General features: G+C 64.1%; 20 protein-coding genes and 1 pseudogene. 8 read left to right on the top strand and 13 right to left on the bottom strand.

The genetic code is table 11. The features are described from left to right. Nucleotides 1-133 precede the first annotated feature (133 nt). The 3 genes from NKH57_RS29300 to NKH57_RS29290 form a co-directional block, all read right to left on the bottom strand. Nucleotides 134-1,090: a rhizopine catabolism ABC transporter substrate-binding protein gene (locus tag NKH57_RS29300; protein WP_352949588.1), complete on the bottom strand. Its 957-nt coding sequence runs from the start codon at nt 1,088-1,090 to the stop codon at nt 134-136. A 114-nt stretch (nt 1,091-1,204) separates the two neighbouring features. Next, the gene (gene iolE / locus NKH57_RS29295; protein ID WP_352949586.1) at nt 1,205-2,104 is read right to left on the bottom strand and encodes a myo-inosose-2 dehydratase; all 900 of its coding nucleotides are present in this window, start codon (nt 2,102-2,104) and stop codon (nt 1,205-1,207) included. Beyond that, a complete protein-coding gene (locus tag NKH57_RS29290) occupies nt 2,101-3,219 on the bottom strand; it encodes a Gfo/Idh/MocA family protein (protein WP_352949584.1) in 1,119 nt (372 codons plus the stop codon). The genes iolE and NKH57_RS29290 overlap by 4 nt, the downstream gene beginning before the upstream one ends. Before the next feature lie 98 nt (nt 3,220-3,317). Between NKH57_RS29290 and mocR the strand changes: the two genes are divergently transcribed. After that, a complete protein-coding gene (gene mocR / locus NKH57_RS29285; RefSeq protein ID WP_352949582.1) occupies nt 3,318-4,778 on the top strand; it encodes a rhizopine catabolism transcriptional regulator MocR in 1,461 nt (486 codons plus the stop codon). A gap of 140 nt (nt 4,779-4,918) precedes the next feature. Here the strand turns inward: mocR and NKH57_RS29280 are convergent, their stop codons facing one another. Beyond that, nucleotides 4,919-5,596, bottom strand: a complete 678-nt coding sequence (locus tag NKH57_RS29280; RefSeq protein ID WP_352949580.1) for an MIP family channel protein — start codon at nt 5,594-5,596, stop codon at nt 4,919-4,921. A gap of 316 nt (nt 5,597-5,912) precedes the next feature. Between NKH57_RS29280 and NKH57_RS29275 the strand changes: the two genes are divergently transcribed. The 3 genes from NKH57_RS29275 (at nt 5,913) to NKH57_RS29265 (ending at nt 8,466) form a co-directional block, all read left to right on the top strand. Continuing rightward, nucleotides 5,913-7,202, top strand: a complete 1,290-nt coding sequence (locus tag NKH57_RS29275) for an RsmB/NOP family class I SAM-dependent RNA methyltransferase (RefSeq protein ID WP_352949578.1) — start codon at nt 5,913-5,915, stop codon at nt 7,200-7,202. Nucleotides 7,203-7,343: 141 nt separating this feature from the next. Then, on the top strand, nt 7,344-7,802 hold the full coding sequence (locus tag NKH57_RS29270; protein ID WP_023756802.1) for a PaaI family thioesterase: 459 nt from the start codon (nt 7,344-7,346) through the stop codon (nt 7,800-7,802). Between the two features lie 4 nt (nt 7,803-7,806). After that, on the top strand, nt 7,807-8,466 hold the full coding sequence (locus tag NKH57_RS29265) for a 5'-methylthioadenosine/S-adenosylhomocysteine nucleosidase (protein ID WP_352949576.1): 660 nt from the start codon (nt 7,807-7,809) through the stop codon (nt 8,464-8,466). Here NKH57_RS29265 and NKH57_RS29260 read toward each other — a convergent pair. Continuing rightward, nucleotides 8,438-8,764, bottom strand: coding sequence for a hypothetical protein (locus NKH57_RS29260; protein WP_352949574.1), 327 nt, complete (start codon nt 8,762-8,764; stop codon nt 8,438-8,440). The genes NKH57_RS29265 and NKH57_RS29260 overlap by 29 nt on opposite strands. Before the next feature lie 101 nt (nt 8,765-8,865). Between NKH57_RS29260 and NKH57_RS29255 the strand changes: the two genes are divergently transcribed. Beyond that, a complete protein-coding gene (locus tag NKH57_RS29255; RefSeq protein WP_352949572.1) occupies nt 8,866-9,369 on the top strand; it encodes a MarR family winged helix-turn-helix transcriptional regulator in 504 nt (167 codons plus the stop codon). A gap of 55 nt (nt 9,370-9,424) precedes the next feature. After that, nucleotides 9,425-10,987 (top strand): glutamine-hydrolyzing GMP synthase, encoded by a 1,563-nt coding sequence (guaA, locus tag NKH57_RS29250; RefSeq protein ID WP_352949570.1) that lies wholly within the window; start codon nt 9,425-9,427, stop codon nt 10,985-10,987. 168 nt (nt 10,988-11,155) lie between these two features. On the opposite strand, the gene NKH57_RS29245 is transcribed toward guaA, so the two are convergent. After that, nucleotides 11,156-12,265, bottom strand: coding sequence for an alpha/beta hydrolase (locus NKH57_RS29245; RefSeq protein ID WP_352949568.1), 1,110 nt, complete (start codon nt 12,263-12,265; stop codon nt 11,156-11,158). Between the two features lie 137 nt (nt 12,266-12,402). Next, entirely contained in the window at nt 12,403-13,146 is a 744-nt protein-coding gene (locus NKH57_RS29240) for an SDR family oxidoreductase (RefSeq protein ID WP_352949566.1), read from the bottom strand. A gap of 173 nt (nt 13,147-13,319) precedes the next feature. On the opposite strand from NKH57_RS29240, the gene NKH57_RS29235 reads away from it, so the two are divergent. Beyond that, nucleotides 13,320-14,309: an AraC family transcriptional regulator gene (locus NKH57_RS29235; RefSeq protein ID WP_352949564.1), complete on the top strand. Its 990-nt coding sequence runs from the start codon at nt 13,320-13,322 to the stop codon at nt 14,307-14,309. 34 nt (nt 14,310-14,343) lie between these two features. Here the strand turns inward: NKH57_RS29235 and NKH57_RS29230 are convergent. The 6 genes and pseudogenes from NKH57_RS29230 to NKH57_RS29205 form a co-directional block, all read right to left on the bottom strand. Next, nucleotides 14,344-14,881: pseudogene (locus NKH57_RS29230) on the bottom strand (SDR family NAD(P)-dependent oxidoreductase); the annotation flags it as partial. 150 nt (nt 14,882-15,031) lie between these two features. Further along, the gene (locus tag NKH57_RS29225; RefSeq protein WP_352949562.1) at nt 15,032-16,312 is read right to left on the bottom strand and encodes a TIGR02679 family protein; all 1,281 of its coding nucleotides are present in this window, start codon (nt 16,310-16,312) and stop codon (nt 15,032-15,034) included. Continuing rightward, nucleotides 16,309-17,073, bottom strand: coding sequence for an SbcC/MukB-like Walker B domain-containing protein (locus tag NKH57_RS29220; RefSeq protein WP_352949560.1), 765 nt, complete (start codon nt 17,071-17,073; stop codon nt 16,309-16,311). Before NKH57_RS29220 ends, NKH57_RS29225 begins: the two co-directional genes overlap by 4 nt. Before the next feature lie 25 nt (nt 17,074-17,098). Further along, nucleotides 17,099-20,371, bottom strand: a complete 3,273-nt coding sequence (locus NKH57_RS29215) for a TIGR02680 family protein (protein ID WP_352949558.1) — start codon at nt 20,369-20,371, stop codon at nt 17,099-17,101. Continuing rightward, complete coding sequence (locus tag NKH57_RS29210) at nt 20,368-21,651, bottom strand: TIGR02678 family protein (protein ID WP_352726300.1); 1,284 nt, start codon at nt 21,649-21,651, stop codon at nt 20,368-20,370. The genes NKH57_RS29215 and NKH57_RS29210 overlap by 4 nt, the downstream gene beginning before the upstream one ends. Next, nucleotides 21,648-23,168: a TIGR02677 family protein gene (locus tag NKH57_RS29205; protein WP_352726298.1), complete on the bottom strand. Its 1,521-nt coding sequence runs from the start codon at nt 23,166-23,168 to the stop codon at nt 21,648-21,650. The genes NKH57_RS29210 and NKH57_RS29205 overlap by 4 nt, the downstream gene beginning before the upstream one ends. A 438-nt stretch (nt 23,169-23,606) precedes the next feature. Between NKH57_RS29205 and NKH57_RS29200 the strand changes: the two genes are divergently transcribed. After that, nucleotides 23,607-23,934 (top strand): helix-turn-helix domain-containing protein (locus NKH57_RS29200; RefSeq protein ID WP_502907350.1); only part of this gene is annotated, 328 nt, incomplete at its 3' end.

Here is a 23,934-nt window from a genome sequence, read left to right as displayed (position 1 = left end):
CCCGCCGCGCGGCCCCCCCCGCCGGGGCGGGGGGGGGCCCCGCGCGCCCCCCGCCGGGGGCCCGGCGGGGGCGCTTCGCCGGCCCCCCCCGCCGCCTCCCCCGCGCGGGGCGCCGCCCCCGCCCCCCGAGCCGTCAACGCTTGCCCAGTTTTGCCAGTTCTATGACCGAGGCGGCGGTATCCTTGGTGACGAAGCCGGGACCCGTCGGATAGTCGGCGATCGGCGCGATCTTGTACTTCTTCCAAAGATCGAACATGGCGACCGGGATATAGCCCATGGCATATTGCTGGGCATCGATACCCCACTCCATCTTGCCGGCAACTACGGCCTGCAGGATCGTGGGAGAAAGGTCGAATGTGCCGGTTTTCACCTTGCCCGCGAGGCCCATTTCATCGAGTGCGGCCAGCGTCGGCTCGGCACCGCTGGCGCCGACTGCAAGAACGAACTGCGTGTCCCCATGAGCGGTCATGTAGGCGGTCACGCGGTTCTTCATTTCGGTCGGGTCGATGACGCCGTTCATCACCGGAACATCGACACCGAGACCTTTGGCAAAACCGGCACAGCGGTCATCGAGGCTCGAATTGCCTACTTCATGGTTGGCGCAGACCGCTTTGTTGATACCGAGCGCCTTGATGCGCTCGCCGGCCATGACGCCCGCCTGGAATTCGTCCTGGCCCATGAACAGCAGGCCGCCAAGGTCATGCGTCAGTTTGGAGCCGCCGGAATCGATGACGATCACCGGGATGCCGGCGGCTATGGCATTCTTGACCGGCGCCGAGAGAGCGGCCGCGTCGGGGATCGAAACAACCATGCCGTCGGGCTTCGAGGCTGCGATGGCGTCGATCATCTGCCCCATCTTGGCCATGTCGAATGTTTCGGGCGCCAGATATTCAGCCTTGACCCCAAGCGTCTTGGCTGCGTCGTCCATGCCGTTCTTCACGACCGACCAATAGGGGTCGCCGCTCTGGCCATGCGTCACAAACACCACGCGCGTTTCGTCGGCGGCCGCAAGGCCCGTGGCCGCCGTCATCATTGTAATGCCGACCAGCAGGCCGAGTGCAGGCTTTATTAATTTCGCAAGCGAAAACATAATAACCTCCTGTTTGTTTTCCGCCGCCGCAATTACGGTCGGCAGTCCAGTTGCCCCTTCAGTCCAGTCTCATTCATCAGCACTGGTTCCCTGGAGGCCGCATCGCGGCCTCGATCATTTCAAGACTGTAAATCCGGCCTCGCTGGCCATGCGCGACAGATTTTGGAATCCCATTGTCGCATAGATCAGCGGGTTGGCCTTGTTTGGATCCTGCTCGGCCTCGACGACCAGCCAGCCGCTGTAGCCGCTGTCCGCAAGCACCCGCAAAATGGCCGGATAATCGATGAACCCATCGCCGGGGACCGTGAAGATCCCTTCCATGACCGCGCCCATGAAACTCATGTCCTCGGCGCGGGCACGATCAAGGACGGGCTTGCGCGCGTCCTTGCAATGCACATGCACGACGCGTTTGACGTGCGCCTTGACCAAAGCCAGCGGGTCGCCGCCTGAAAATATCGAATGGCCGGTGTCGTAGAGGAGGCCGACCGCTTCGCCAGTGTGCCGCATCAGCAAGCCCACTTCGGCATCGGTTTCGACGATGGTCCCCATATGATGATGGAAGGCCATGCGCACGCCGAAATCCGCCATCCTCTCGGCCAGCGCTGTCAATTTTCTGCCATAGGCCGGCCATTCCACCGGGCCGAGAGCCGGGCGCTGCGAGATGGGCCCCCAAATGGCATTATGGCGCCCCCGCGACGTATCGGCATAGACGACGTGGGTCGAGCCCATATCCTTCAGAAGCTGTAGATGCGGCGTGATCGCATCCATTTCCGCACCGACTTCCTTCTCGTCGCAGCGGCCATCATACCAACCGGAAATCACGGCAAGGCCATGCCGCGCCATGATAGGCCTCAATTCAGCCGATTGGCGCGGAAACTTTCCGCCAAGCTCGGTGCCGGAATAGCCGGCCTGCCTGGTTTCGCGAAGACAGACCTCGAGCGGAGTGTCGCCACCCAGTTCCGGCACGTCATCGTTGGTCCAGGTGATCGGATTGATGCCGATACGAACCTTCACGGGCGAACTCCTGATTGCTTGAGCTGCGCAAGATGATGCCGCGCGAGGCCGGCCAGCAGCACCATGTCGCGACGCGCGTGTTCGGCCGTGTTGCGCACCGGCGTTCGTTCGACGATCGCCGACCAGAAACCTTTCAGTTCTTCGACGAAAGCCTCTTCGTAGCCGCTTCGAATCTCCCGGCTGGAAAGGGTGTGGCCGTCGCTTGCCCGCAGGCTCAGCTGCGTCGGCTGGTGATTGAGATAGGGCGAGGGGAATTCCAGCTCGAGCGCGGCGTCATCGAAGTAAAGCGTGATGCGCTCGCGGTAGTCGGCGAGCCCCGGAACGGCCAGATGCGCCATGCTCCACAGTGCCTGGCCGCCGAGCAGCCGCACGGCGCCGTGGCCGCCTTCGCCCCTCGCGAAAAGCGAGGCGCCGACAATCTCGCCATCCGCGACGCCGAGCGCATCGAGCAGCCCATGCACGGCGTTCACGTCGTGCACGAGCGCCGAACAGTAGGCACCGACAAAGCCACGAAAGGCGTCGGGATCGTCCAATCCAGGCACCGCGCGGTCCACCTGCTCGCGCTGCCTGGCTTCGGTCAAGGCAGCCAACCCCGCCGCGACGTCGTCACCCCGGCATGTGGAATGGTGCCGCACGAACGGCCACGCGTCGGGATCGCTGACCTCGACCGAAATGTAGCGAAGCGTTTGCGCAGTGCCCGGTAGCATTTTCAATGCCGCCTCGTAGCTCGGATCGAAACGCTTCATGTAGCCGACCTGAAGCACCAGCCCGGCGCGATCCCTGGCAGAGATCAAGTCGTCGATATCACCGGGACTATAGCAAAGCGGCTTTTCGCAGAAGACATGCAGCCCTCTGGCGAGGGCGGCGAGAGCCTGTTCCCAGTGCAACGCATCCGGCGAGGCGATGATCACGGCGTCGAGCGGCATGGCGAGAAGCTGGTCTAGATCGGCGAATGTCTCGAGGCCGAACTCGTCGCCGATAAAGTCGCGGACTTTGCGCGAAGGATCATAGACGCCGAGGATCTCGAACTGCCGGTGCAATCTGAGCAGATTGGGAATGTGCTCGACCTGCGCGACACCGCCCGCACCGATCACACCCACCTTAATGCTTTGCATCGGTCAGCCCCATCTGAACCTGATCGCATTCTTCTTGAGCCTAAGGCTGCTTTGGTTCCATTGTTAGAACCAGATCGTTCTGATTTTGTGGAACCACGATGAAGACCAGTTTTCCGATCGACGGCATTGCACTGGACCGCGACAGTCCCGCCAATTTGCATCGGCAGCTCTATGTCCAGTTGCGCGACCTGATCGAGCACCGCGTGTTGCCGAGCGGTCACGCGCTGCCCTCGACACGGGTCATGGCGCGGGACCTGCACGTCGGCCGCAACACCGTGATTGCCGCTTGCGACCAACTGGCCCTGGAAGGCTACCTGGCCATACGGCCGCGCAGGCCCTCCGTGGTGATGGATCTGCCGACCAGGTCGGCGGTGCAGGAACACGTCTCGTCAGCGGACGAGAACCCGATATCCTTGCGTGGGCAGACCATGCTCGCCCAACCCTACCATCATGGCCGGCCCGGCATGCTGGCATTTCACCCCGGCATGCCCGATCCGGACAACTTTCCTTTCAACACCTGGTCCAAGCTGCTCAGTCGCCGTGCAAAATTTGCGCATATCGACCTTTTCGGAACCTATCACGTGAAAGGCTATCCTCCGCTTTGCGAAGCCATAGCTCGCTATCTCACGGCCTCGCGCGGCGTGAAGTGCAGCCCCGAGCAGATCGTCGTGACCAATGGTGCCCAGTCGGCGTTCGATCTTCTTGCTCGGCTGCTGATCGACGAAGGCGACACGGTATGGATGGAGGAGCCAGGATACTACGGCGCGGGTTCGGCCTTCGTCTCGGCGGGAGCGAAGCTGGCCCCGCTGCGGGTGAGCAATGCAGGCTGGGACCTTGATCCACCGCCTGTCATTCCGCGCATGATTTTTGTGACGCCCTCCTGTCATCACCCTCTCGGAATAACCATGCCGATGGAACAGCGGCTCAACCTCCTGCACATGGCCGAGGCCTGGCGCTCATGGATCATCGAGGACGACTATGACGGCGAGTACCGTTTTCAAGGACAGCCGATTCCCGCGCTGCAGGGCATCGGCGCGTCAAATCGCGTGGTCTATGTCGGCACCTTCGCGAAGATACTGTTTCCAGCCATGCGCCTGGGCTTTCTGGTGGCGCCCAAGGTCATCGACCCTACGATCGTAGCGGCGATGAGCGTGACCGGCCAGTTTGCCCCATTGCTTACCCAGGCCGCTCTGGCCGACTTCATGAACGAGGGCCACTTCACCCGCCATCTCAGGCGCATGCGGCGTCTCTATGCGGACAGGCGGCAGTTCTTCCTGGAAAGCTCACAGAGACATCTCGGAGAATGGCTGGATTTCCACGCCACCGAGTCCGGGATCCAGGTTGTCGGCATTTTCCGCGAGGGATGTAACGACACGTCGATTGCCGAGGCGGCGCTCCAGCACGGGATCAATGTGTCGGCCTTGTCGATTCAGTACCGTCACGGCACGAAACAGAACGGCCTTGTCATGGGCTTTGCGGCTGCTGATGCGCAGACGACCGAAAAGACCATGCAGAAATTTCGGACCGTGCTGAAAATCTGTTTCTCAAAAAGTACCTGATCTTGGCCAAAATGCCGAAATTGATCATGCCTTTGAGGCCGAGCTGTTGGTGAGAATTCGACGCGGCTGTCGCTAACAAAAAGGCGTGGACGATGCCCGCGCCTTTTGTATTCAGGTTTTTGTATTCAACCTTCCGAAGCTCAGTCCTTCTCGAAGACACGCGCCTTGGCGACGACGCCGGCGATGGCGCCGCCGATCAACGGTGCAACGATGAACAGCCAGAGCTGGCCGATCGCGGCAGTGCCGGAAAACAGCGCCGGGCCGATCGAACGGGCCGGGTTGAGCGACGTGCCGGTCACCGGGATGATGGCGAAATGCAACCCTGCCAGCGTCAGGCCGATGACCAGCCCGGCGAACGCCGTCGAGTGCTTTTCAGCCGTAACGCCCAGGATTACGGTGACGAAGGTGAAGGTGCCGATCACTTCCCACAGGAACGCCGAGCTGACACCCCATTTGGCCACGTCCCAGCCATTGGCGCCGAAGCCGCCAGTATGTCCGCCGGCCTGGCCGGAGACGATGATCCACAACGCCAGCGAAGCGAGGATGGCGCCGATGACCTGCGCGATCCAGTAGGGGATGACGTCCTTGGCCGGCAGCCGGCCGGCAAGGAAGACGCCGAGCGTCACCGCCGGATTGAGATGCGCACCCGAAATCGGGCCGATCGCATAGGCCGCCGCAATGAGGCCGATGCCGAACGCCAGGCCGATACCTTCCTGCCCAAGCGGCAGAGCGCCGCCGAAACCACCAGTAACCACCGACGCCGTACCGATGAACACCAATAGAAATGTGCCTAGAACTTCCGCCAGATAAGTTTTCATTGCCCTCTCCTCGTAGCGATCCGCCGGTCCGCCTTTTCTGCGCCGCGAATCATGGCGCCAAGAGTATTCTCAACGGAAAAACTTGGGAAGAAGAGCGGTGCGCCACATGCCATGATTGCGGTCGCCGGTCACGAATATTAGAGACCTTTCATCTATTGATCGATCTGCTGCCGCCGGCTTGAAGTATTTACTGGTTGGCTCGCTGGTCTCGGCTTGGGTTGCCGCGTCGTTGCCAGGCGGAAGCGGGGGTTCAATCCAGGCGCGAAAGGCTCTAAGAGCAGGCTGAGATCATGTGCTCGATTTGATGGAATGACGAATGCGACTGGGCGGACGGCTGGCTGCGGCCATCGAAGTGCTGGAAGACATCGGCCGGCGCCACCGGCCGGTGGCGGACGCGCTGAAGGACTGGGGCCTGTCGCATCGCTTCGCCGGCGGCGGTGACCGCGCGGCGATCGGCAACATCGTCTATGATGCCTTGCGCCACAAGCGGTCCGCCGGCTGGCTTTTGGGCGAGGACACGCCGCGCGCCATCGGCTTCGGCGCCCTGCTTCTCGAATGGGGCCAGACCGCGCAATCGCTCAACGACGCGCTAGAAGGCGACAAGTTCGCACCGCCGCTGCTCAACGCCGCCGAGCTTCGGGCAATTGCCGAACGCCGGCTTGCCGATGCGCCGGGCGCGATTCGAGCCGACATACCGGATTGGTGCGCGCCGCTTTTCGAGCGAGCCTTTGGCCCGACTTGGGTCGACGAGGGAGCGGCGCTTGCGACACGCCCGCCACTCGACCTCAGGGTCAACACCTTGCAGGCCGATCGCGTCAAGGTGCTGGCCGAACTGTCGGGTACCGACGCGAAACCCGCGGCAATCGCCCCGCAGGGTATTCGCATCCCGCCGATCGACGGCGACGGCAGGCACCCGAACGTGCAGGCTGAGCCGGCCTTCCAGAAAGGCTGGTTCGAGGTCCAGGACGAAGGCTCGCAGGTGGTGGCCTCCCTTGCCGGGGCCGAAGCCGGCATGCAGGTGCTGGATTTCTGCGCCGGCGCCGGCGGCAAGACGCTGGCGCTGTCGGCTTCGATGGACAATACAGGCCAGGTCTTCGCCCACGATGCCGAAAAGGCGCGGCTGGCGCCGATCTTCGACCGCATCCGTCGTTCGGAAAACCGCAATGTGCAGATCGTCACAAAACCGGCCGAACTCGCCCCGCTCGGCAACCACATGGACATCGTGCTGGTGGATGCGCCCTGCACCGGCAGCGGCACCTGGCGGCGCCGTCCCGATGCCAAGTGGCGGCTGACGCAAAGACAGCTCGATGCCCGCAAGGGTGAGCAGTCGACGATCCTCGATGCGGCCAAAACCTACGTCAAGCCAGGCGGCCTGCTGGTCTACATCACTTGCTCGGTCTTCGATGAGGAGAATGGGGAGCAGGTCGCGGCCTTCCGCGAACGCAACAGCGGATTTGTCCCGGTCGATCATCGCGCGCTCTGGGACGGCCGTTTTCCCGGCCATGCGGCAGCCGCTCGCATAGGTGCAAAAGGAGACATCTCGCTGTCGCCGGCGCTGAGCGGCACCGACGGGTTTTACTTTTGCGCGTTGCGCAGGTCGGCCTGAATCTCATCAGATACCGCCAATCCCTGGCGGATGCGAAACCCCTGCCGCCTGACGAGGCCGATTGTTGCAGTGCAGCAAAAGCATTTGCCTGTCGCCGGTGCCTCTGCAATAAGCTTATCCGCATAAAGGAAGGCAGCGGCCATGGCAGCAAAGATCGTACCCGCCCCGGACTATGACGACCGCGTCAGGACATCCTTCGCGCGTCAGAAAGCGATGGCCACGATCGGCGCCGAACTGACGCTGGTGACGCCCGGCATCATCGAGATCGAGATGCCCTATTCGGCCGCGCTCACCCAGCAACACGGCTTTCTCCACGCCGGCGTCATTTCGATCGCGCTAGACTCGGCCTGCGGCTATGCGGCGTTTTCGCTGATGCCCGAAAACTCAGGCGTGCTGACGATCGAGTTCAAGGTCAATCTGCTGGCGCCGGGCCGAGGCGAGCGCTTCCTGTTCCGCGGCTCGGTGACCAAACCCGGCCGCACCATCATCGTGGCCGACGGCCAGGCCTATGCCTTCGCCGCCGACGGCGAGGCCAAGCTGATCGCCACCATGACCGGAACGATGATGACGGTGGTCGGGCGCGACGGCATAGAAGGCTGATCCGATGGGCGACGTTGCGCGACTAGGCGGCAAGGACGTCCTCTTCGTCATGGCGGCGCAGGCCGAATACGGCCCGCACCTCAAACAACTGTTCACGCCACTGATGACGGGGGTAGGCCCGGTCGAGGCCGGCGTCAGGCTAAGCGCCGAACTCTCCTGGCTGAAGTCGCGGAAGGCGCTGCCGGATCTCGTCGTGTCGCTCGGCTCAGCCGGCAGCCGGACGCTGGAGCAGACAGAAATCTACCAGGCGGTCTCGGTCAGCTATCGCGATATCGACGCCTCGCCGCTCGGTTTCGAGAAAGGAGCGACGCCGTTTCTCGATCTGCCGGTGACGGTGCCGCTGCCCCTGCGAATTGCTGGAATCAAGGAAGCGACGCTGTCGACCGGCGGCGCGATCGTCACAGGTGCGGCCTATGACGCGATCGCCGCCGACATGGTCGACATGGAAACCTTCGCTTGCCTGCGCGCCTGCCAGTTGTTCGATGTCCCGCTGGTAGGACTGCGCGGCATTTCCGACGGCGCGGCTGATCTCAGGCACGTCGGCGACTGGACCGAATATTTGCACATCATCGACGAGAAGCTGGCAGACGCCGTCACGCGCCTCGAACTGGCGATCGAGTCGGGCGCAATCGATTTCAGGGCTGCTGACGCGGCAGGTTCTTAGCGTTGCCGAACAGCACCCCGATCATCCTGAAGCGAACGGCATTGTCGCGGTTGACGTAGGTGATGGATCCCCGTTCATGGTGCAGGGTCCAGCGCCCTGTCACACCCGTGTCCCAGTCCGTGACATAGCCGTCATCGAGCATCCTCCAGCGCCCGCTGCGCGCCTCGCCATCATCGAGAAGCATGTGCGCGGCGCCTTCGTTCTCAAAATAGACGTAGGCCTCCTTGCCGTTTCGCTCCAGCACATGGGTCATGCCCGGAATGAGGATCGCAAGACTTTCCTTTTGCAGCGCCGTCATATTGTTCTCCTTGAGTGAATTCGGCGATTGCTTCGGCCATGGTCGCCACGTAAGGTTAGCGTATAGTCAAGCTACTTGACTATCTACAGGGTGAATTGAATTTGGTCAAGCATCTTGACAAAAAAACCGAAACGCTCCCCGATCACATTGGCTGGCGGCTATGGCAGGCAAGCCGTGCCTGGCAGGCCGAATTTGCCGCTGCGATGCGGGCCGCCGGTCACGGCTGGTTCACCGAAGCGCGCGCCGGATTGCTTGGACACATCGCCAGGGTAGGCATGCGGCAATCGGCATTGATCGAACGCTCGGCAATCTCCAAGCAGGCGATCCAGCAACTGCTCGACGGCCTTGAGGCGGAAGGCATCGTCGAGCGTCTGCCTGATCCGCAAGATGGCCGCGGTAAGCTGGTGCGCTACACCCGCAAGGGACTGGATGCCTTGCGAGACGGCGATCGTATCAAGATGGAGATCGAGCGCCGCTATGTCAGTCGCATTGGCGAGGAGCGGTTCACGGCGCTGATGGGCGCTCTGCGGGCGCTCGCGGCCGGAGAAGCTGCTGCAACGGATGAAGACGCTGGCGCTGAAGGTGAAGTCGTGGAATCGAAGTGACAGCTAGGCCTCTCAACCCATTGCGCCGACTCGTTTCTTTCTCTAAACGCTCGCCATGAAAACAGCCAATCATCCCGACACCGTCCTGATTGTCGATTTCGGCAGCCAGTTTACCCAGCTCATCGCCCGCCGCATCCGCGAGGCCGGCGTGTTTTCCGAGATCGTGCCGTTCCAGTCGGCCGAAGCGGCATTCAAGCGCATCAATCCAAAGGCCGTGATCCTCTCCGGCGGCCCGGCTTCGACCGGCGATATCGGCAGTCCGCGCGCGCCGCAGATCGTCTTCGATGCCGGCGTGCCCGTGCTCGGCATCTGCTACGGCCAGATGGCCATGTGCGTGCAGATGGGCGGCGTCGCCGAAAGCTCCGACCATCGCGAATTCGGCCGCGCCTTCGTCGAGATCGAAAAGGACAGCCCGCTGTTTGAGGGCCTGTGGGCCCCTGGCCAGCGCCACCAGGTGTGGATGAGCCATGGCGACCGTGTCATCTCCTTGCCCAAGGGGTTCGAAGTGTTCGGCAAGTCGGAAGGCTCGCCCTTCGCCATCTTCGGCAACATCGAGCGCAAGATGTACGGCATCATGTTCCACCCCGAGGTGGTGCATACGCCGGACGGTGCCCGGCTGCTCAGGAACTTCGTCCACAACATCGCCGGCATCGAGGGCGACTGGACCATGCGCGCCTACCGCGAGCACGCGATCGAGGCCATTCGCAAGCAGGTCGGCAAGGGCAAGGTCATCTGCGCGCTGTCGGGCGGCGTCGACTCCTCCGTTGCGGCGCTGTTGATCCACGAGGCGGTCGGCGACCAGCTGACCTGCATCCTTGTCGACCACGGCCTGATGCGCAAGGACGAGGCCGCCGGCGTGGTGGCGATGTTCCGCGAGCACTACAATTTGCCGCTCATTCTGGTCAACGCATCGGACCGTTTCATCGGCGCCCTGGAGGGCGAGTCGGATCCCGAGAAAAAGCGCAAGACCATCGGCCGGCTGTTCATCGAGGTGTTCGAGGAGGAGGCCGAGAAACTCGGTGGCGCCGATTTCCTGGCGCAAGGCACGCTCTATCCCGACGTCATCGAAAGCGTCTCCTTCACCGGCGGCCCGTCGGTGACGATCAAGTCGCATCACAATGTCGGCGGCCTGCCGGCGCGCATGAACATGCAACTGGTCGAGCCCCTGCGCGAACTGTTCAAGGACGAGGTGAGGGCGCTCGGCAAGGAACTCGGCCTGCCCGAAAGCTTCATTGGCCGCCATCCTTTTCCCGGCCCCGGTCTCGCCATCCGCTGCCCGGGCGGCATCACCCGCGAAAAGCTGGAGATCCTGCGCGAAGCCGACGCCATCTATCTCGACGAGATCCGCAAGGCCGGCCTCTACGACGCCATCTGGCAGGCCTTCGCCGTGTTGCTGCCGGTGCAGACGGTCGGCGTGATGGGCGACGGACGCACCTACGAATTCGTCTGCGCCCTGCGCGCCGTCACCTCGGTCGACGGCATGACGGCGGATTTCTACCACTACGACATGGCCTTCCTCGGCGCCGCCGCCACCCGCATCATCAACGAAGTCCGCGGCATCAACCGCGTCGTGTACGACGTCACCTCAAAGCCGCCGGGGACGATCGAGTGGGAATGATTTTTGCCCGTCCGAGGGTATCCGTGCGATCGAAGGATGAGGCGATCCGCCCCTCAGACACCTTCGATAAGCTGGTCGGAGCATCGGCGCGATACAGTCGCGGCGAAGCTCTTGGGTGGCAAACGCCAAACGCCGTCTCGGTTGCGGCCACGCAAGAGTTTGCTTCTACTAAGCGGCGAGATGCTGATCGAAGAACGACTTCAGCTTGTCGAACGGAATGAGGTTTACGCGATCATACAGATCGACGTGACCCGCGCCCTTGACCCAGTGCAACTCCTTCGGCTCGGCGGCCTTGGAGAACGCCAGTTCGCTGAATTCCCGGGAATGAGCCTGGTCGCCGGCGATGAACAGCAGGGGCCGGGGCGAGACCGTGTCGAGGTCCTCTAGCGGGTAAAAGTTGACGAACTTCACGTTGGTCACGACCGTCGGCATGGTGCTGGTCTTGGGCGACGCATAGGCCGGCGTGACTTCGCCGCGCGGCGTGCGGTAGAAATCGTAGAACTCGTCCCCGATCGCATTGCCGGTGAGTGCGATTGGCGCGCCCGCCGTATAGGCGATTTCCGCGCCATCCGCCTCGGCAACGCGCTCCCGTGCAGCTGTCGCAAGGAATGCCTGAAGTTCTTCTCGAGTCTGCTTGCCGCCCAGACCCTTCCGATACAGCGTGCCGTGGTCGTACATGCTAACCGTGGCGACCGCCTTCAGGCGGGGGTCAATCTTGGCGGCGCTCAGTGCGAACGCGCCGCTGCCGCAGATGCCGATCACGCCGATCCGTTCGCGGTCCACATACGGGAGCTTGCCGAGATAGTCGGCGGCGGCGCTGTAGGCCTCCGAGTAGAAGTCCGTGGAGACCGACTGGTGGGGCTCTCCCTGGCTTTCGCCCCAGAAGGGCAGATCGATTGCGATCGTGACGAAGCCCTGTTCCGCCATCTTGGCGGCATAGAGATTGGCGCTCTGTTCTTTGACCGCGCCCATCGGGTGGCTGACGATGATCGCCGGATGCTTGGCGTTGCGGTTCAGGGCTTTGGCGACGTGAAGATTGCCCACCACGTTGGTCTTGTACGCGCTCTTGAAGGTGACCTTCTCCAGCGTCGCCTTATCGCTCTTGAAGAAATTGTCAGCACCGTTCGACATGTCTTGCGCCTTTGCTGTTGGGATGTTGAGAAGGGAGGTGAAGCCGACGGCAGCTACACCTGCCGCGGTGATCTTGAGCAGGCGCCGCCGGTCGGCATCAACTGCGAGGCTCGGAACTGTGGTTCCGGCATCCATTTGCTTGGTCATGGGATCTATCCTCTTGATCGTTTCCGCCATTCAGGCGGGCAGCCCACGGCGCTACCCGCAGCGCATGGTGGGCTATTAGGTTGGTGTGCCGAGGCGTGCTGTGCATCCTCCTCGGCCGGGTCCGACAAGTTGTCGTCTCACCAGGGCTGATTGGCCGGCCCGACAGTGAACTCGTTGATTGTCGTATCGTCCGGTGCGTCGATCGCGAACGCGACGATTTCGGCGATCCGCTCGGGCGAGATACCGTACTGGTCGTAGACCTTCTGCATCGTCTCGGCGGTCGCCTTGTCACTGATCGCATTCAACAGCTCAGTGTTGACGGCGGCCGGATAGATGGTCGCGGTCCGGATGTTCGTCCCTTCCTGCGCCGACTCCATGCGCAGCACTTCCATGAAGTCGCGCACGAACCACTTGGTGCCGCCATAGACCGCACCGCCCGGATAAGCCTTAAGACCCGCGACCGACGAGGTGGTGATCACCTGTCCGGACTTCTTCGCGGTGAATGTCGGCAGCACCGCCGCGACGCCGTTCAGGACACCCTTGATGTTCACATCGACCATTTGGTGCCAGTCGTCGGTCTTGAGCGCGGAAAGCTGCGAATTTGGCATGATGCCGGCATTGAGGAAGATGACATCCACCCCGCCGAAGCGCTCTTTGGCGAGATTGATGATGGCATCGTTGTCCGACTGGCTCGTTACGTCCAACTCACGGAAGGCTGCCTGACCTCCTTGCGCCCCGATCTCGGCGACGATCTGCTTGAGCCTGTCGTCGCGACGCGCACCGAGCACGACCTTGGCGCCCCTGCGCGCCAGCAATTTGGCGGTCGCTTCGCCGATTCCCGATGAAGCGCCAGTGATCACCACGACCTTGTCTTTGATCATTGCGAACCTCCGTTGTTCGAGGCCGCATAAGGGCCCCATGCATTTTTGACGGATTGCATCATCTCATGCTTCATCAAGCACCAGGTAGAACGATCCGGCTGTTTTCTTGCCTAATAATCCGGCTGCATAATTTTTCGCAGACAGCGGCGCGGGGCTTGGGATAGAAGGATGCTATGACATCCACGAAGCATCCGACGCGCAATCAGCACCAACCCGCCACCTCGCCGGTATCGAACGGCCACGTGCTCGAACAGTTGGCGGCCGTTATCGACCGCAGAACGGAGGGTGGAACCGGGGAGCAGGATAGCTCTACGGCGATCCCCTATCTCACGTTCTTCCGGCGAGAGAAGCTCACGGAACCCAATCCCTGCCTGATCGAGCCCAGCATCGTTTTCGTCGCTCAGGGCGCCAAACAGCTGCTGATCGGTGATCAAGCCTATGCCTATGACACCGAGCGATTTCTGATTGCCTCGCTCGACCTTCCGGGCAGCTCGCAGGTGCTAGAGGCCAGCCCCGAGAAGCCTTGCCTGGGATTGGCTCTCCGCCTCGACCTTCGCGTGATTACCGAATTGGCCGGACACGTGCGTCTGCTGGCGCCTCGTGATCGCAATGACGAGGGAAGCGCCGCACTAGGCACCGTCACGCCTGAATTGCTGGAGCCCTTCGCGCGCCTGCTGGCGCTGCTTGACCGACCGGATGAGATTTCGATCCTCGCCCCTCTCATTGAGCGCGAGATCCATTTCCGGCTTCTTAAGAGCGACGTTGGGCCCCGCCTGCTGCAGATCGCAGCGGCCGGAAGCCACAGCCAACGCATCGCCAGAGCCATCGACTGGATCAAGGTGAACTACGCTCGGCCGCTAAGCATCGATGAACTCGTGGCCCATGTGCAGATGAGCACATCCACGCTTCATCACCACTTCCGCCAGCTCACCGGGATGAGCCCGCTGCAGTATCAGAAGTGGATGCGGCTGAACGAGGCGAGGCGGATGATGCTGAACGAGGATTTCGACGCGGCCGCCGCCGCCTTTCAGGTAGGCTACGAAAGCCCTTCGCAATTCAGCCGCGAATATAACCGCCTCTTCGGCGCGCCGCCGAAACGGGATATCGGCGAGCTACGCAAGCGCGCCAGCAAGGCCACCCAACGTCTACCCGCGCACCACTGATTTCGCTGGTTTCGACTTGCCGGTTCTCCCGGGGTTAGCGCGCGCTGTCGATGATCGAGCCGCCGTCGGGCGTGAGGGTGTATCCGGTCAGGAAATGCGCATCCTTGCTCGCGAGGAAGAGCACCACCGGCGCGATATCCTCCTCCGGCGAGCCATACCGGCCGAGCGGATTAGTCGGCGGGGGGACGTTTGCCTCCGGCCCCCAGGTTTCCGCAACGGGAAGAACATTGTTGACGGTGATCTTGTCGCCCGCCCATTCGCGAGCAGCCGTTCTGGTGAGCGCGCACGGCTTCCTTCGCCATGTTGTAGGGCGCCATGCCGACAAGGCCGATCACGCCTGCCATCGAGCCGAAGTTGATGATGCGGCCTTCCTGACTTGCCTGAAGATGCGGATATGCCGCTTGCATGAAGCGCAGATAGGCGATCGGGCCGACGTCCAAATTACGCTGAAGCTGATCCACGGATAGATCGAGGACAGACGAATAAGGGACGGAAGGGTCGAACGCGTTGTTGACGAGAATGTCGAGGCCGCCATAAACGCCCACCACCTTTTGAACCGCTGCTTTGGTCTGCGACCGGGCATCCCGATAAGGCCCGCGAGGTGTGGCCGCAGGGCCGCGACCCCGACAGGCGGCGTCGTGGTCGGCCATCGGACAAGGCAGACCTCGCAGCCCGCAAGGCTACAATTGATCAACGCTTGGCCTCCGTGAAGGAAGCATGCTTTATCGATCATCGAGATCCTGCAACAACGAAGTGGCCACCGCTTCCTCGGCGATGGCCACGCGGTGTTCACCCATGGCGAGCGTCAGCGCCGCATCCCATGACGCTTCGACCGACTGCCCTCCGAGTGGATGGGCCATGCTCGGCGCCGCCTGGACGGCGGCAAGATAGTCGATGGCGCCAAAGCGCCACGGCTCCGCGCCATGTTCGCGCATGACGTGGTTGCCGATACGCAATCCCGGCCAGTCGAAATCGCCGTGATAGCGGAGCCGCGCGCCCGCCTGCGCAAGTTGGGATAGGAGGCATCGTTGCGCGGCGGCGGGCATGCCGTCGGTGCAGACCAACGGGGCGCAGCCAGCGCCCCACTGGTCTGCGGCGATGGCGAGCAGGTTAGGGTTTTCGCATACGAAAACGGTGCGGCCCGCCGCATCCCAACGGGGCGGCGAACGAAGCAGCGATCGCAGCGAGGCATAGGCCGGCTCGCCCAAGGGCCTGCGATCGCTTCCGGCTTCGCGTGTCGGCAGGTTCAGGAACAGGGCCGGGCGTGCCAGCTCGTTGACCAGCACGCCTGCCCTGGCCCAGATCTCGCGCGCCCGCTCCGCGCCGCCGGCCGGTTCGAGATCGGCGTCCTCCCCTGGCTCCTCTGGCATGTCGCCATTCTCGTCGGGAGCCGGCGCGGCAGTCTGGCGCCAGACTGCCAGCACGAGTGCTGCGGTGCCGCGGCCATTGTCGAGCGCGTGTGCATCGCCCAGCACCTCGGCAGCGAGTTGCGAACGCGTGACGCCGTTTGCCGGCAAATGCCGCAGCACCTCTTCAGCATGGTGGCAGAGCCGCGCCGCCACTGCCGGTTCCTGCCGCGCGAGCCGCTTGAGCAGGCCGATGCCCGCCGGCGCCCTGAGCAGGTCGGCCAGACCGGGGTGGCCGCATCCGTCGACGACGCCCGACCATAGCGTTTGCAGCCGGAGACGCGCCCTGGCGAGGTGAGGGATGGGACCGTCGAGCCTTTCCAGGGCATCGCGCAGGGAAGGGGCGAGCCCGGCACGCTGCAGGTCGGCGTCGATGCGGCGAACGTCGATCCGCAAGGACTTGGAACGGCGCTGCGGGCGCCCGAGCAGCGAGGCCAGTGCTGCATGTTCCTCCGCGCTGAGCTCGCCGACGCGAATGTATTCTACGGCCTCGTCGAGCGGCGCGCGCTCGAAACGCTGGCGCAGCCGCTTGCGCAGCGGGGCGAGATGCTCGCCGCCGAGCAGGCGTTGCAGTCGCGGGTCGATCTGGTCGTTCATGCCGGCGCAAATCGGCGATCGGGATCGGCCTCGGATGTCTTCTCCCGGCCATCCCAGGTCCATCGCGACACGAACACGGCATCGATGCCTTCGCGCCGCTGCAATTGGCAGATGGCGACGCCCGGCAGTTCGGCATAGCACGCCCACTCGCGCTCGCTGGTGATGACGAAGTCCAGATCGAACTCGCGGATCAGCCCCATGCAGTGCGCGCGCGCCGTGTCGTCGATGCCGGCAAAGGCTTCGTCGAGCAGCATCAGCCGCGGCGCCAGGGCATAGCTGCCTTGGCTGTAGAAGCTGGCGACCGCGGCGAACAGCGGCACCGTCAGGCCGAGCGCCCGCTCGCCGCTCGAGGCGGGTCCGGAAAGCTTGCGCCAATGCCCCTCCTGCCAGCGTTCGACGCGAAAACGGTGCCAGTGGCGATAGTCCAGCGCGCGGGCAAGTTGGTCGAGCAGGGTGCCACTGTCCCTTCCGCTGCTGGAATCGGCACGTTCCCGCTCAGCCGAGATGCGGTGCTGCAGCATGGCGCCGACGACTCGCCGGTCCTCCGCCGACCAGAGATCCGAGCTGGTGTTGAGCAGGCGCTTGCGCGCCACGTCGAGGCCCACCGGCGCACCTTCCTCCTCGGCTAGCGGCTGCCACAGCAGGCGATAGCGCACGCCGGTCGAGGTGGGGCGCTTATGGAGCTCTCTGTTGATGGCATCGACTTGCCGTTCGGCGGCTTGCAGCAGACGCTGGATTTCAGCGGCGATCTCGGCTTGCAAATGGTTCTCAAGAACGGTCCGTTCGCTAGCGGTCAGCAATTCGCTGCGCTGGGCGATCTCTTCGGCGAGTCGGCCGGCGAGTCGGTCCGGCCGTTCGCTCCGATTGAACGCGCGCCCATGCCTCGTCGTCGTCCTTGAGGGTCGACAGTTCCTGTTCCGTCCGCCTGGCCAGCGTCAGCGCCGGATCGATCGTCCACTGGGCCCCCATGTCCGGCAGTTCGACACGCGGCAGTGCTGCCGACAGCAGGCCGGTGCCGGCAAACTGCTGCAATTTGGAGATCGCCTGGGCGCGCGCCTCGCCGCGCTCGTGCAAGACGCTGGTCGCGGTCTCGGCCTGCTGGTTCGCCACCGCCCGCGTCTCGCCCGCCTTGCGCAGGGCGTCACCGGCCAGCTTCAGCGCAACCTCTCCGACTTCGACCGCGACACGTGCTTCGGCGAGCTGCCGTTGCAACTCCTCGACCTTGGCGCCGACCATGTCACGCAGCACTTCGAGCCGGGCAAGGGCCTCCTCGGCTTCCACGCGGGCCGCCGCGGACTCCTGCTCGCGCTGCTGGAGATCGTCCCGCGCTTCGTTCTCCCGGGCAAATTGCCGTTGCCATTCGGGCAGCGCCAGGCGCAGCTCGTGGGCGGCTTGCTCGAGCCGGACCTGCGTGTCGCGATAATGATCCACCTCCGTTTCGACGGCGGGCAGCGCCTCGGGCGATCCGGGCAGGCGCAGGTCAGCGGCATCCGCCGCGAGCTGTTCGCGCACGGCCTTGAGTGCCTGTTCGGCCTCACGGCACCGCATATCCGCTTCGGCAAGCCTTTCACTGGCGCGACGCGCGGCGCGGGCGCTGGCAGCGGCGGACAAGTGAGCGCTGCGCAGCATCTCGTCGGCGGGCGCCCTGCGCCATTCTTCGTCGGTCTGCTCGCGGTCCAGCGGGATCTGCCCAGCCGTGGCCTGCACCGCCGCCAATTCGTCGGAAAGCTGCGTCAGGCGCTCGGCAATCTCGGCCAGCCGCCGCGTGCGGGCCGCGTCGCGGGCAGCATGTCCGATATAGACCGCCGCCGGCTTGCCCCAGGCGCCGGTCAGGGCGCCGAGACGATATCGGCCGTCGGCGGCGATCCAGGCCTCGGTGTCGACAGGGTCGCTATCCGCGCAGGCGATGCTGGACAGCACGCGCTCGACGACATCGGCCGGCACCGTACTGCCGGCTGGCACGGTGACTTCCAGAAAATCGGCAAGCGATGGAGAAGACTTTCGCCGTTCCAGCACCTGCGTGTCGTATAGCGGCGCGCCATCATCGCCGGACTGAAGGTGGCCGTCCGGCGAGATCCACGCGTCGAGCAGGCCGGCGGCTTCGAGGCCGGCTTCGAGGCCGGCGCGTTGCGGCGCAGCCACCGTGTCGCGAAAATCCAACACTTGCCAGAACGGCGCGCCCTGACGCGCGCCCCGAACGGAGGCGTCGCGCGTATAGGGCAGGGGCGGCGCCATGTCGTCGCCGGCTTCCAGGCGTTGGCGTTCGTCGTCGAGGCTCCCGCGTTCCGCCTCCAGCGTCTGCCGTTGGCCGTCGAGCGCCGCGCGACGTTGCGTCAGCGCGAAGCTTGTCGCTTCATGCGCCGATTGCAGCAGGTGCCGGGCGGGATTGTCACCTTGCGGCGTCGCGGCCCATTCCGCCAGGGTCGTCAGGGCCGCGAATTTGGCGTCTGGATCGACTCGCAGTTGCTTCAGGCCGATGAAATAGCGATCCCAGCTTTCCATCAGGTCCCGGCCCTGACGTTCGACCTCCGCATCGGCCTGCGTGCGACGTTCAGCAGCCTCTTCGGCTTCGACCTGTCGCTCGTCCTGGGTTTCGCGGCGCCGCATATAGGTGGCCTCGGCTTGCGCGACTTCGCCGTGACGGCGACGCAGAAGGGCGATCTGCTCACGCCGGCCGGCAACAAGACTGCGAAGCTCGTCGCAGGCTCTGTCGAAAGCATGCTGCGTCAACTCGACCAGCGCGGAAGCCTCCAATGTGGCAAGCGGGCTTGCGGTGTGCTGGCCGGCGATGCCTGCCGCGTCGGCGTGAACGGCACTTTGCCGGCGCAGCTCGGCCAGGGCGCGCTCCGCCTGTTCGGCGCGCCGACCGGTGCGGCTGGTTTCTTCGGCGCTGAGTCCCAGCCGCCGGCCTGCCTGCTCGACCGCCGCCGCGGCTTTCTGCATCGCCTGCCGGCGTGCCGCCATCTCCTTCTCGGCGCTTTCGAGACGATTGGCGTCCTGCATCGTCGGATCGGAGCGCAAGGCGTCGAGCCGCGCCCGCCCGCGCGCCAGGGTGATTTCCGAATCGTCATGGGCCGTCTGGGCGAGCGCCTCCCGCGTTTGCGCTTCGTCGAACCGGGCTTGGGCTTCGCCGCGCGCCCGGCTGGCATTGTCGAACTCCGTCTGGGCCTGGCGCAGCAGACGCGCCTGCCTGCGGGTCTGCGTACCGGCATAGACGTGATAACGCTCCTCGAAGCGGCCGACCGCCTTGGCCAGCGCCTGATATTCGTCGAGCTGACGGCGGTCTTCCTCGAGTTGCCCGAGCGCCTCGGCGACGTCGCCGAGCAGTTCGGGCGCCAGCGGCGGCAGGGCCTCGGTCAGCGCGTTCGACAGCGCGGCTTCGTCTGGTTTCCTGGAAAGCTGCGGCTGGCGAAGCTGGATCAGCGTATCCATCAGCGCGTCGTAGCGCTTGGCGCCCAGATGGAACAGGCGCTCGTCGACCGCGCGGCGATAGCTGGCGGCGGTGTCGAACACTTGGCCGCGGCCTTCAAGTGCATCGCGCAGGCGCTCCTTGGTGAGCACGATCCGATGCTCGCTCGTCAGCCACAGATCCTGGTTAATGCGCGGCGCGCCGTCGGCGTCTTCCAGCAGGAAGAACCAACTGTCGACCTGGGAGCGGGCGGCCGTTGCCGAGAGGCCGACGCCGAGCGAAAGGTAATGCGGTGTGCCGTCTTCGGCGACGCGACCGAACTCGATCCACGCATAGCCGTTGCGCCGGTCGTGGCTGTTCATCAGCAGGTTCCAGGCCATCCTCTTGCCGGCGTCGCCATCGGGCTCGATGCGTGAGGGTTTGAGCTGCGCGTCGAGCAGGAACGGCAGCGTCAGCGACAGCACCTTGGACTTGCCAGTGCCGTTATTGCCGCGCAGCAGCAGATGGCCGTCGCGGAACCAGAATTCCTCGCTGTCATAGTGATAGAGCTCGACCAGACCCAGCCGCAGAGGCTGCCAGCGTTGCCGCGTCGGTGTAGGCAACGCGGGCTTTCCCAATGGCGAAATGAGCAGGTTCAAGCGGTCGTTCATGTCGGTCCGAACAGAGAGCCGGTGGCCTGGGCTGGTGCATCGCGGGTTTCGCGAATTTCGGCCTCGCCCAGCGCAAAGCGGGTGAGCGCCGGCAGCGGGTGCACGGCGCCGCCTTTTCGTACCACCAGTTGCAGCTTTTCCAACCGATCGATAGCGATTGCCGCAAGCTCGCGTTCGGCGCCGGGCTCGCGTGCCGATTTGCGCCAGTAGCGTCCGTACTTGCCTTTAGCCTCATGCAGGAAGTCGGCAATGTCGTGCTCTCGCAGGACGGGAGCCTGCGTCGTGTAGGCGCCATCCTTTCGCCGCTGCCTTTGGCCCGCGGCCAGATGCTCGGCGACGAGCAGCGTCACATGGGCGTCGGTGCCTTCGGCCGGCATCGCCACATCGGTCAGCAGGCCGGCTTCGTCGACCAGCGCCACACCTTCGGCGCGCTGCTCCGCCACCAGGCCGGCTGCATCGCACAGGCGGGCGGCCATGGCTCCGCGCTGGTTGAAGAAGTAGGCGCGGGCTTCCGGGTCCAATGTCTCGACATAGACGACCGGATCGTCGAGAAGCCGGCGTGCGAGCTGGTGGCGCAGTGCGGTGCGCCGGCCTTCCTCGCTGTCCGCGACATGTTCGTCGACCATGGCGCGCAACCGCGCTTCGAGCGTCACCGGCGCTTCTTCCGGCGTCCAGGTGGACGGGCCGCGTACCGCCGCCAGCATGCCGGCGAGCATGCGGCGCTGCACGTCGTAGAGCGCATCTGCCTGATCGCCTCCGGCACGCACGAATGTTTCTTCGTCGCCGGCGACGCGGTGCAGCACCCCGAGGCCCAGCAAGGTGCGGCACACCGACACGAGTTCGCGCCGCTCGTGTTGTGCCTCAAGCGTGAAGGTGAAGTCGAGCGCCGGCTCGGCGGCGAGTTCCAGCAGCCTCTCTCCCAGCAGGCGCAAGGTGATCTGCGGGTCGGCGCGTTCGAGCACCGCGCAGGCGAGGCAAAGCAGCACGTAGCGGCGCCGATCGTAGCCGGGAAGGCCGCGCATGGCATCGGCGAGATCTCCGGGCCGCTTGTAGAGGCGCGCACCCTCGCGCTCGACCTGCAGTATCCAGCCCGCCTCGCGCGAAAACCATTCGCGCAATGCTTCGGCCTGGCGGCGTACGCCAGCGAAATCTTCGTGCGCCGGACCCATGAGCGGCGTCATCAGAAGGGCGCGCACGCAGGAGCGAAACTCCTCGCGCTGGAAGCGCTGCTGCAGCAGGCCGATGCCGTGACTGTCGTTGGAGCCGTTCGCCGCTTTCATCGACCGTCCTGCAAGGGTGTAATGGTGATCAGATGGTCGCGCCCGGCAAAGATGCCACGCGGCGTTTCGATCGTGGCGCGGCTGTCGGGGGCGAGCGGCTTCAGGTGGATGTGCAACAAGCCGTCGCCCGTCCGCCGCTCCACCGGCGTCTCCGGCCCGGCCTGTTCACTCAGCGCCTCCCCGAGCAGGCCCAGGAACAGGCCGAAGGCATGCATGTTGAGCTCTCCTAGATCCGAAAGCCGCGCGGGGCGGCTGGTGGCGAGGCGCTTGCGCGCCGCTTCCACCTGGAGCGATTCCTCTGCGAGCTGGAGCGATAGGAGTGCACGCTCCTCGGCGCGGTCGCGCACGCGCGGCAGCGGTCCGCGCGGGGTGGCTTCGCCATATTCGCGCAGACGCGGGTGAATCCTGAGCGGTGCGGCGTCGGCCCAGGAGGTGCTGGCCGGCAGTTCGGCGTCCGCGTCGGCGTTGAGCGAGAAATGCCGCGCCGGATTAAGCGCGAAGGCGGCTCGAGCAAGCCGGTGTGCCTCGCTATTGTCGGAGCAAGCGGCGAACCAGCCGGCGAGCAGGCGAAAGTCCGCCGAGCGATCGCTGCGGCCGCTGCGCCGCTCGTTGAGCGCAGCGATCGCAGCGAGGAGCTGCGGGATGGCGGACCGCGCCCGTGCCCTCAACAGTTCGGCTTGCGGCGGCTCGTGGCCGGTGCTGAGGAACCAGCCGCGCAGACCCTTCCAGCGTTCTCGCCAGGCTCGCAGGTAGCCGTTCCGCGACTCGGCCTGATCCTGCGCGCCGCCGGGAGCCGCGTCGCGCGATTCGCGCTCGGCCACCTGCCCAAGCAGGGCATCGACGCCCGGTTCCAAAGCCAGGATGAGGCGCGCGATGGTGTCGGAACGGCGCACCAAGTCGCCCATGAAACGTTCCAGATAGTCGATCAGCCGCTTTTTGTAGTTTGCAACCGCCACCGCCTCGGCTTGCTGCAGCTCGATGCTGCGAGCGACGCCGGCCATGAACGCCTGCGCGTTCTCGGCCAAGCCTTCGAATACACGCACCAGATCCCGCAGCGTTTCGTGGATCTTGGCCACGTCGGGTTCGACCGCGCCGGCCAATGCCTGAAGCGCCTGCAGCCGGCTCGCTATATCTTCGAGCGCCACGGTTTGCAGTTCGGCGCGACGTTGCAAGGTCTGCACGAAGACCGCCAACGCAGATTCCACCGCCTCGCCGCCCTGCGAGAGCCGGTAGAGAAAGCGTGCGCGGTAAAAGTCGCTGAGGCTGGAAACCCGTGCGGTATCCGGATGTGATTCGAGATTGCCCCATTCTGCAAGCTGGGTAAGCGCCGTATTCACTTCCTCGATGCGCGGCGGCCCGGCCGACCATCGGGCTTCGGCAAGCACTTCGTCGGGCCTCAACTGCAGGCGGTATTGCCGCTTGGCCGCCGCGAAGACGTCCATGATGCAGCGGTAGAATGCAGCCTTCTCGGCGCTCACGTGACGGAACAGATCCGCCGAGTCATTCGCAATTTGCATAGGCGATCGCCACCTGTCCAAACCCATCCTGGATGTTTTCGCTTTGTTCTCGCGTCTCGTCAAGACCGGCGTTGACTGTTGACACGTCGTCAGAACGCGATTCGATCAAGCTTCTTGATCATATTTGACCTCGTTGTTGTTGGGAGGCGGCCAGAGCTTCGAACTGGTCCTGACTCGCTTCGCTGCAGTTTCACGTGATGCCGAGAGCTTCGTGCTGAAGGCCGCGATGCTGATGATGAACTGGTTCGTTCGATGATCGCCGCATCGATCTCGTCGCCAGTGAGGTCGCGCGGAGGTCGATATCAACCGAGAGCCAAAGGCAGGTCCCGAGTGAGGAATTGATCTCTTTGCGCACCATAGATCCTAAAGATGATATGTTAACGGATCATAAAAGGTTGACATGTTTACTGAATGAGATATCTTTGCAGATCATTACACATGGTTGTGGATCGTATAGGCATCATTTCAATTATGACCTCTGAATCGGAAATTCTACGTGAAATCGGGAGGGTTCTCAGACATGCGAGGCTCGCCGCAACCATGACACAGGAGCAGGTCGCTGATTTGGCGGGCATATCCCGTCCCCGCTATCGCGATATCGAAAAGGGAGCCGCAGCGGCGCGTGCGACGACGCTCATGAATGTCGCTCGCGCGCTCGGTCTGGAAATGATGCTGGTTCCGCAAGTCATGGTGCCGGCTGTCCAGGCTCTGTTGCGCCCGCATGATGATGACGACCTGCCCGCCTTTGTTCCTCAATCTGACGATG

It is taken from the genome of Mesorhizobium sp. M1050 (assembly GCF_040318715.1).
Lineage (GTDB): Bacteria > Pseudomonadota > Alphaproteobacteria > Rhizobiales > Rhizobiaceae > Mesorhizobium.
Note: the sequence above shows the minus strand (reverse complement) of the source record. Positions and strands in the feature narration are given on the sequence as shown.

What these genes read in the sequence shown, in the direction of transcription:
- NKH57_RS29300 (WP_352949588.1), bottom strand. Translation starts at nt 1,090, where the DNA reads ATGTTTTCGCTTGCGAAATTAATAAAGCCTGCACTCGGCCTGCTGGTC.
- NKH57_RS29290 (WP_352949584.1), bottom strand. Translation starts at nt 3,219, where the DNA reads ATGCAAAGCATTAAGGTGGGTGTGATCGGTGCGGGCGGTGTCGCGCAG.
- mocR (WP_352949582.1), top strand. Translation starts at nt 3,318, where the DNA reads ATGAAGACCAGTTTTCCGATCGACGGCATTGCACTGGACCGCGACAGT.
- NKH57_RS29280 (WP_352949580.1), bottom strand. Translation starts at nt 5,596, where the DNA reads ATGAAAACTTATCTGGCGGAAGTTCTAGGCACATTTCTATTGGTGTTC.
- NKH57_RS29275 (WP_352949578.1), top strand. Translation starts at nt 5,913, where the DNA reads ATGCGACTGGGCGGACGGCTGGCTGCGGCCATCGAAGTGCTGGAAGAC.
- NKH57_RS29270 (WP_023756802.1), top strand. Translation starts at nt 7,344, where the DNA reads ATGGCAGCAAAGATCGTACCCGCCCCGGACTATGACGACCGCGTCAGG.
- NKH57_RS29265 (WP_352949576.1), top strand. Translation starts at nt 7,807, where the DNA reads ATGGGCGACGTTGCGCGACTAGGCGGCAAGGACGTCCTCTTCGTCATG.
- NKH57_RS29260 (WP_352949574.1), bottom strand. Translation starts at nt 8,764, where the DNA reads ATGACGGCGCTGCAAAAGGAAAGTCTTGCGATCCTCATTCCGGGCATG.
- guaA (WP_352949570.1), top strand. Translation starts at nt 9,425, where the DNA reads ATGAAAACAGCCAATCATCCCGACACCGTCCTGATTGTCGATTTCGGC.
- NKH57_RS29245 (WP_352949568.1), bottom strand. Translation starts at nt 12,265, where the DNA reads ATGACCAAGCAAATGGATGCCGGAACCACAGTTCCGAGCCTCGCAGTT.
- NKH57_RS29240 (WP_352949566.1), bottom strand. Translation starts at nt 13,146, where the DNA reads ATGATCAAAGACAAGGTCGTGGTGATCACTGGCGCTTCATCGGGAATC.
- NKH57_RS29235 (WP_352949564.1), top strand. Translation starts at nt 13,320, where the DNA reads ATGACATCCACGAAGCATCCGACGCGCAATCAGCACCAACCCGCCACC.
- NKH57_RS29225 (WP_352949562.1), bottom strand. Translation starts at nt 16,312, where the DNA reads ATGAACGACCAGATCGACCCGCGACTGCAACGCCTGCTCGGCGGCGAG.
- NKH57_RS29215 (WP_352949558.1), bottom strand. Translation starts at nt 20,371, where the DNA reads ATGAACGACCGCTTGAACCTGCTCATTTCGCCATTGGGAAAGCCCGCG.
- NKH57_RS29210 (WP_352726300.1), bottom strand. Translation starts at nt 21,651, where the DNA reads ATGAAAGCGGCGAACGGCTCCAACGACAGTCACGGCATCGGCCTGCTG.
- NKH57_RS29205 (WP_352726298.1), bottom strand. Translation starts at nt 23,168, where the DNA reads ATGCAAATTGCGAATGACTCGGCGGATCTGTTCCGTCACGTGAGCGCC.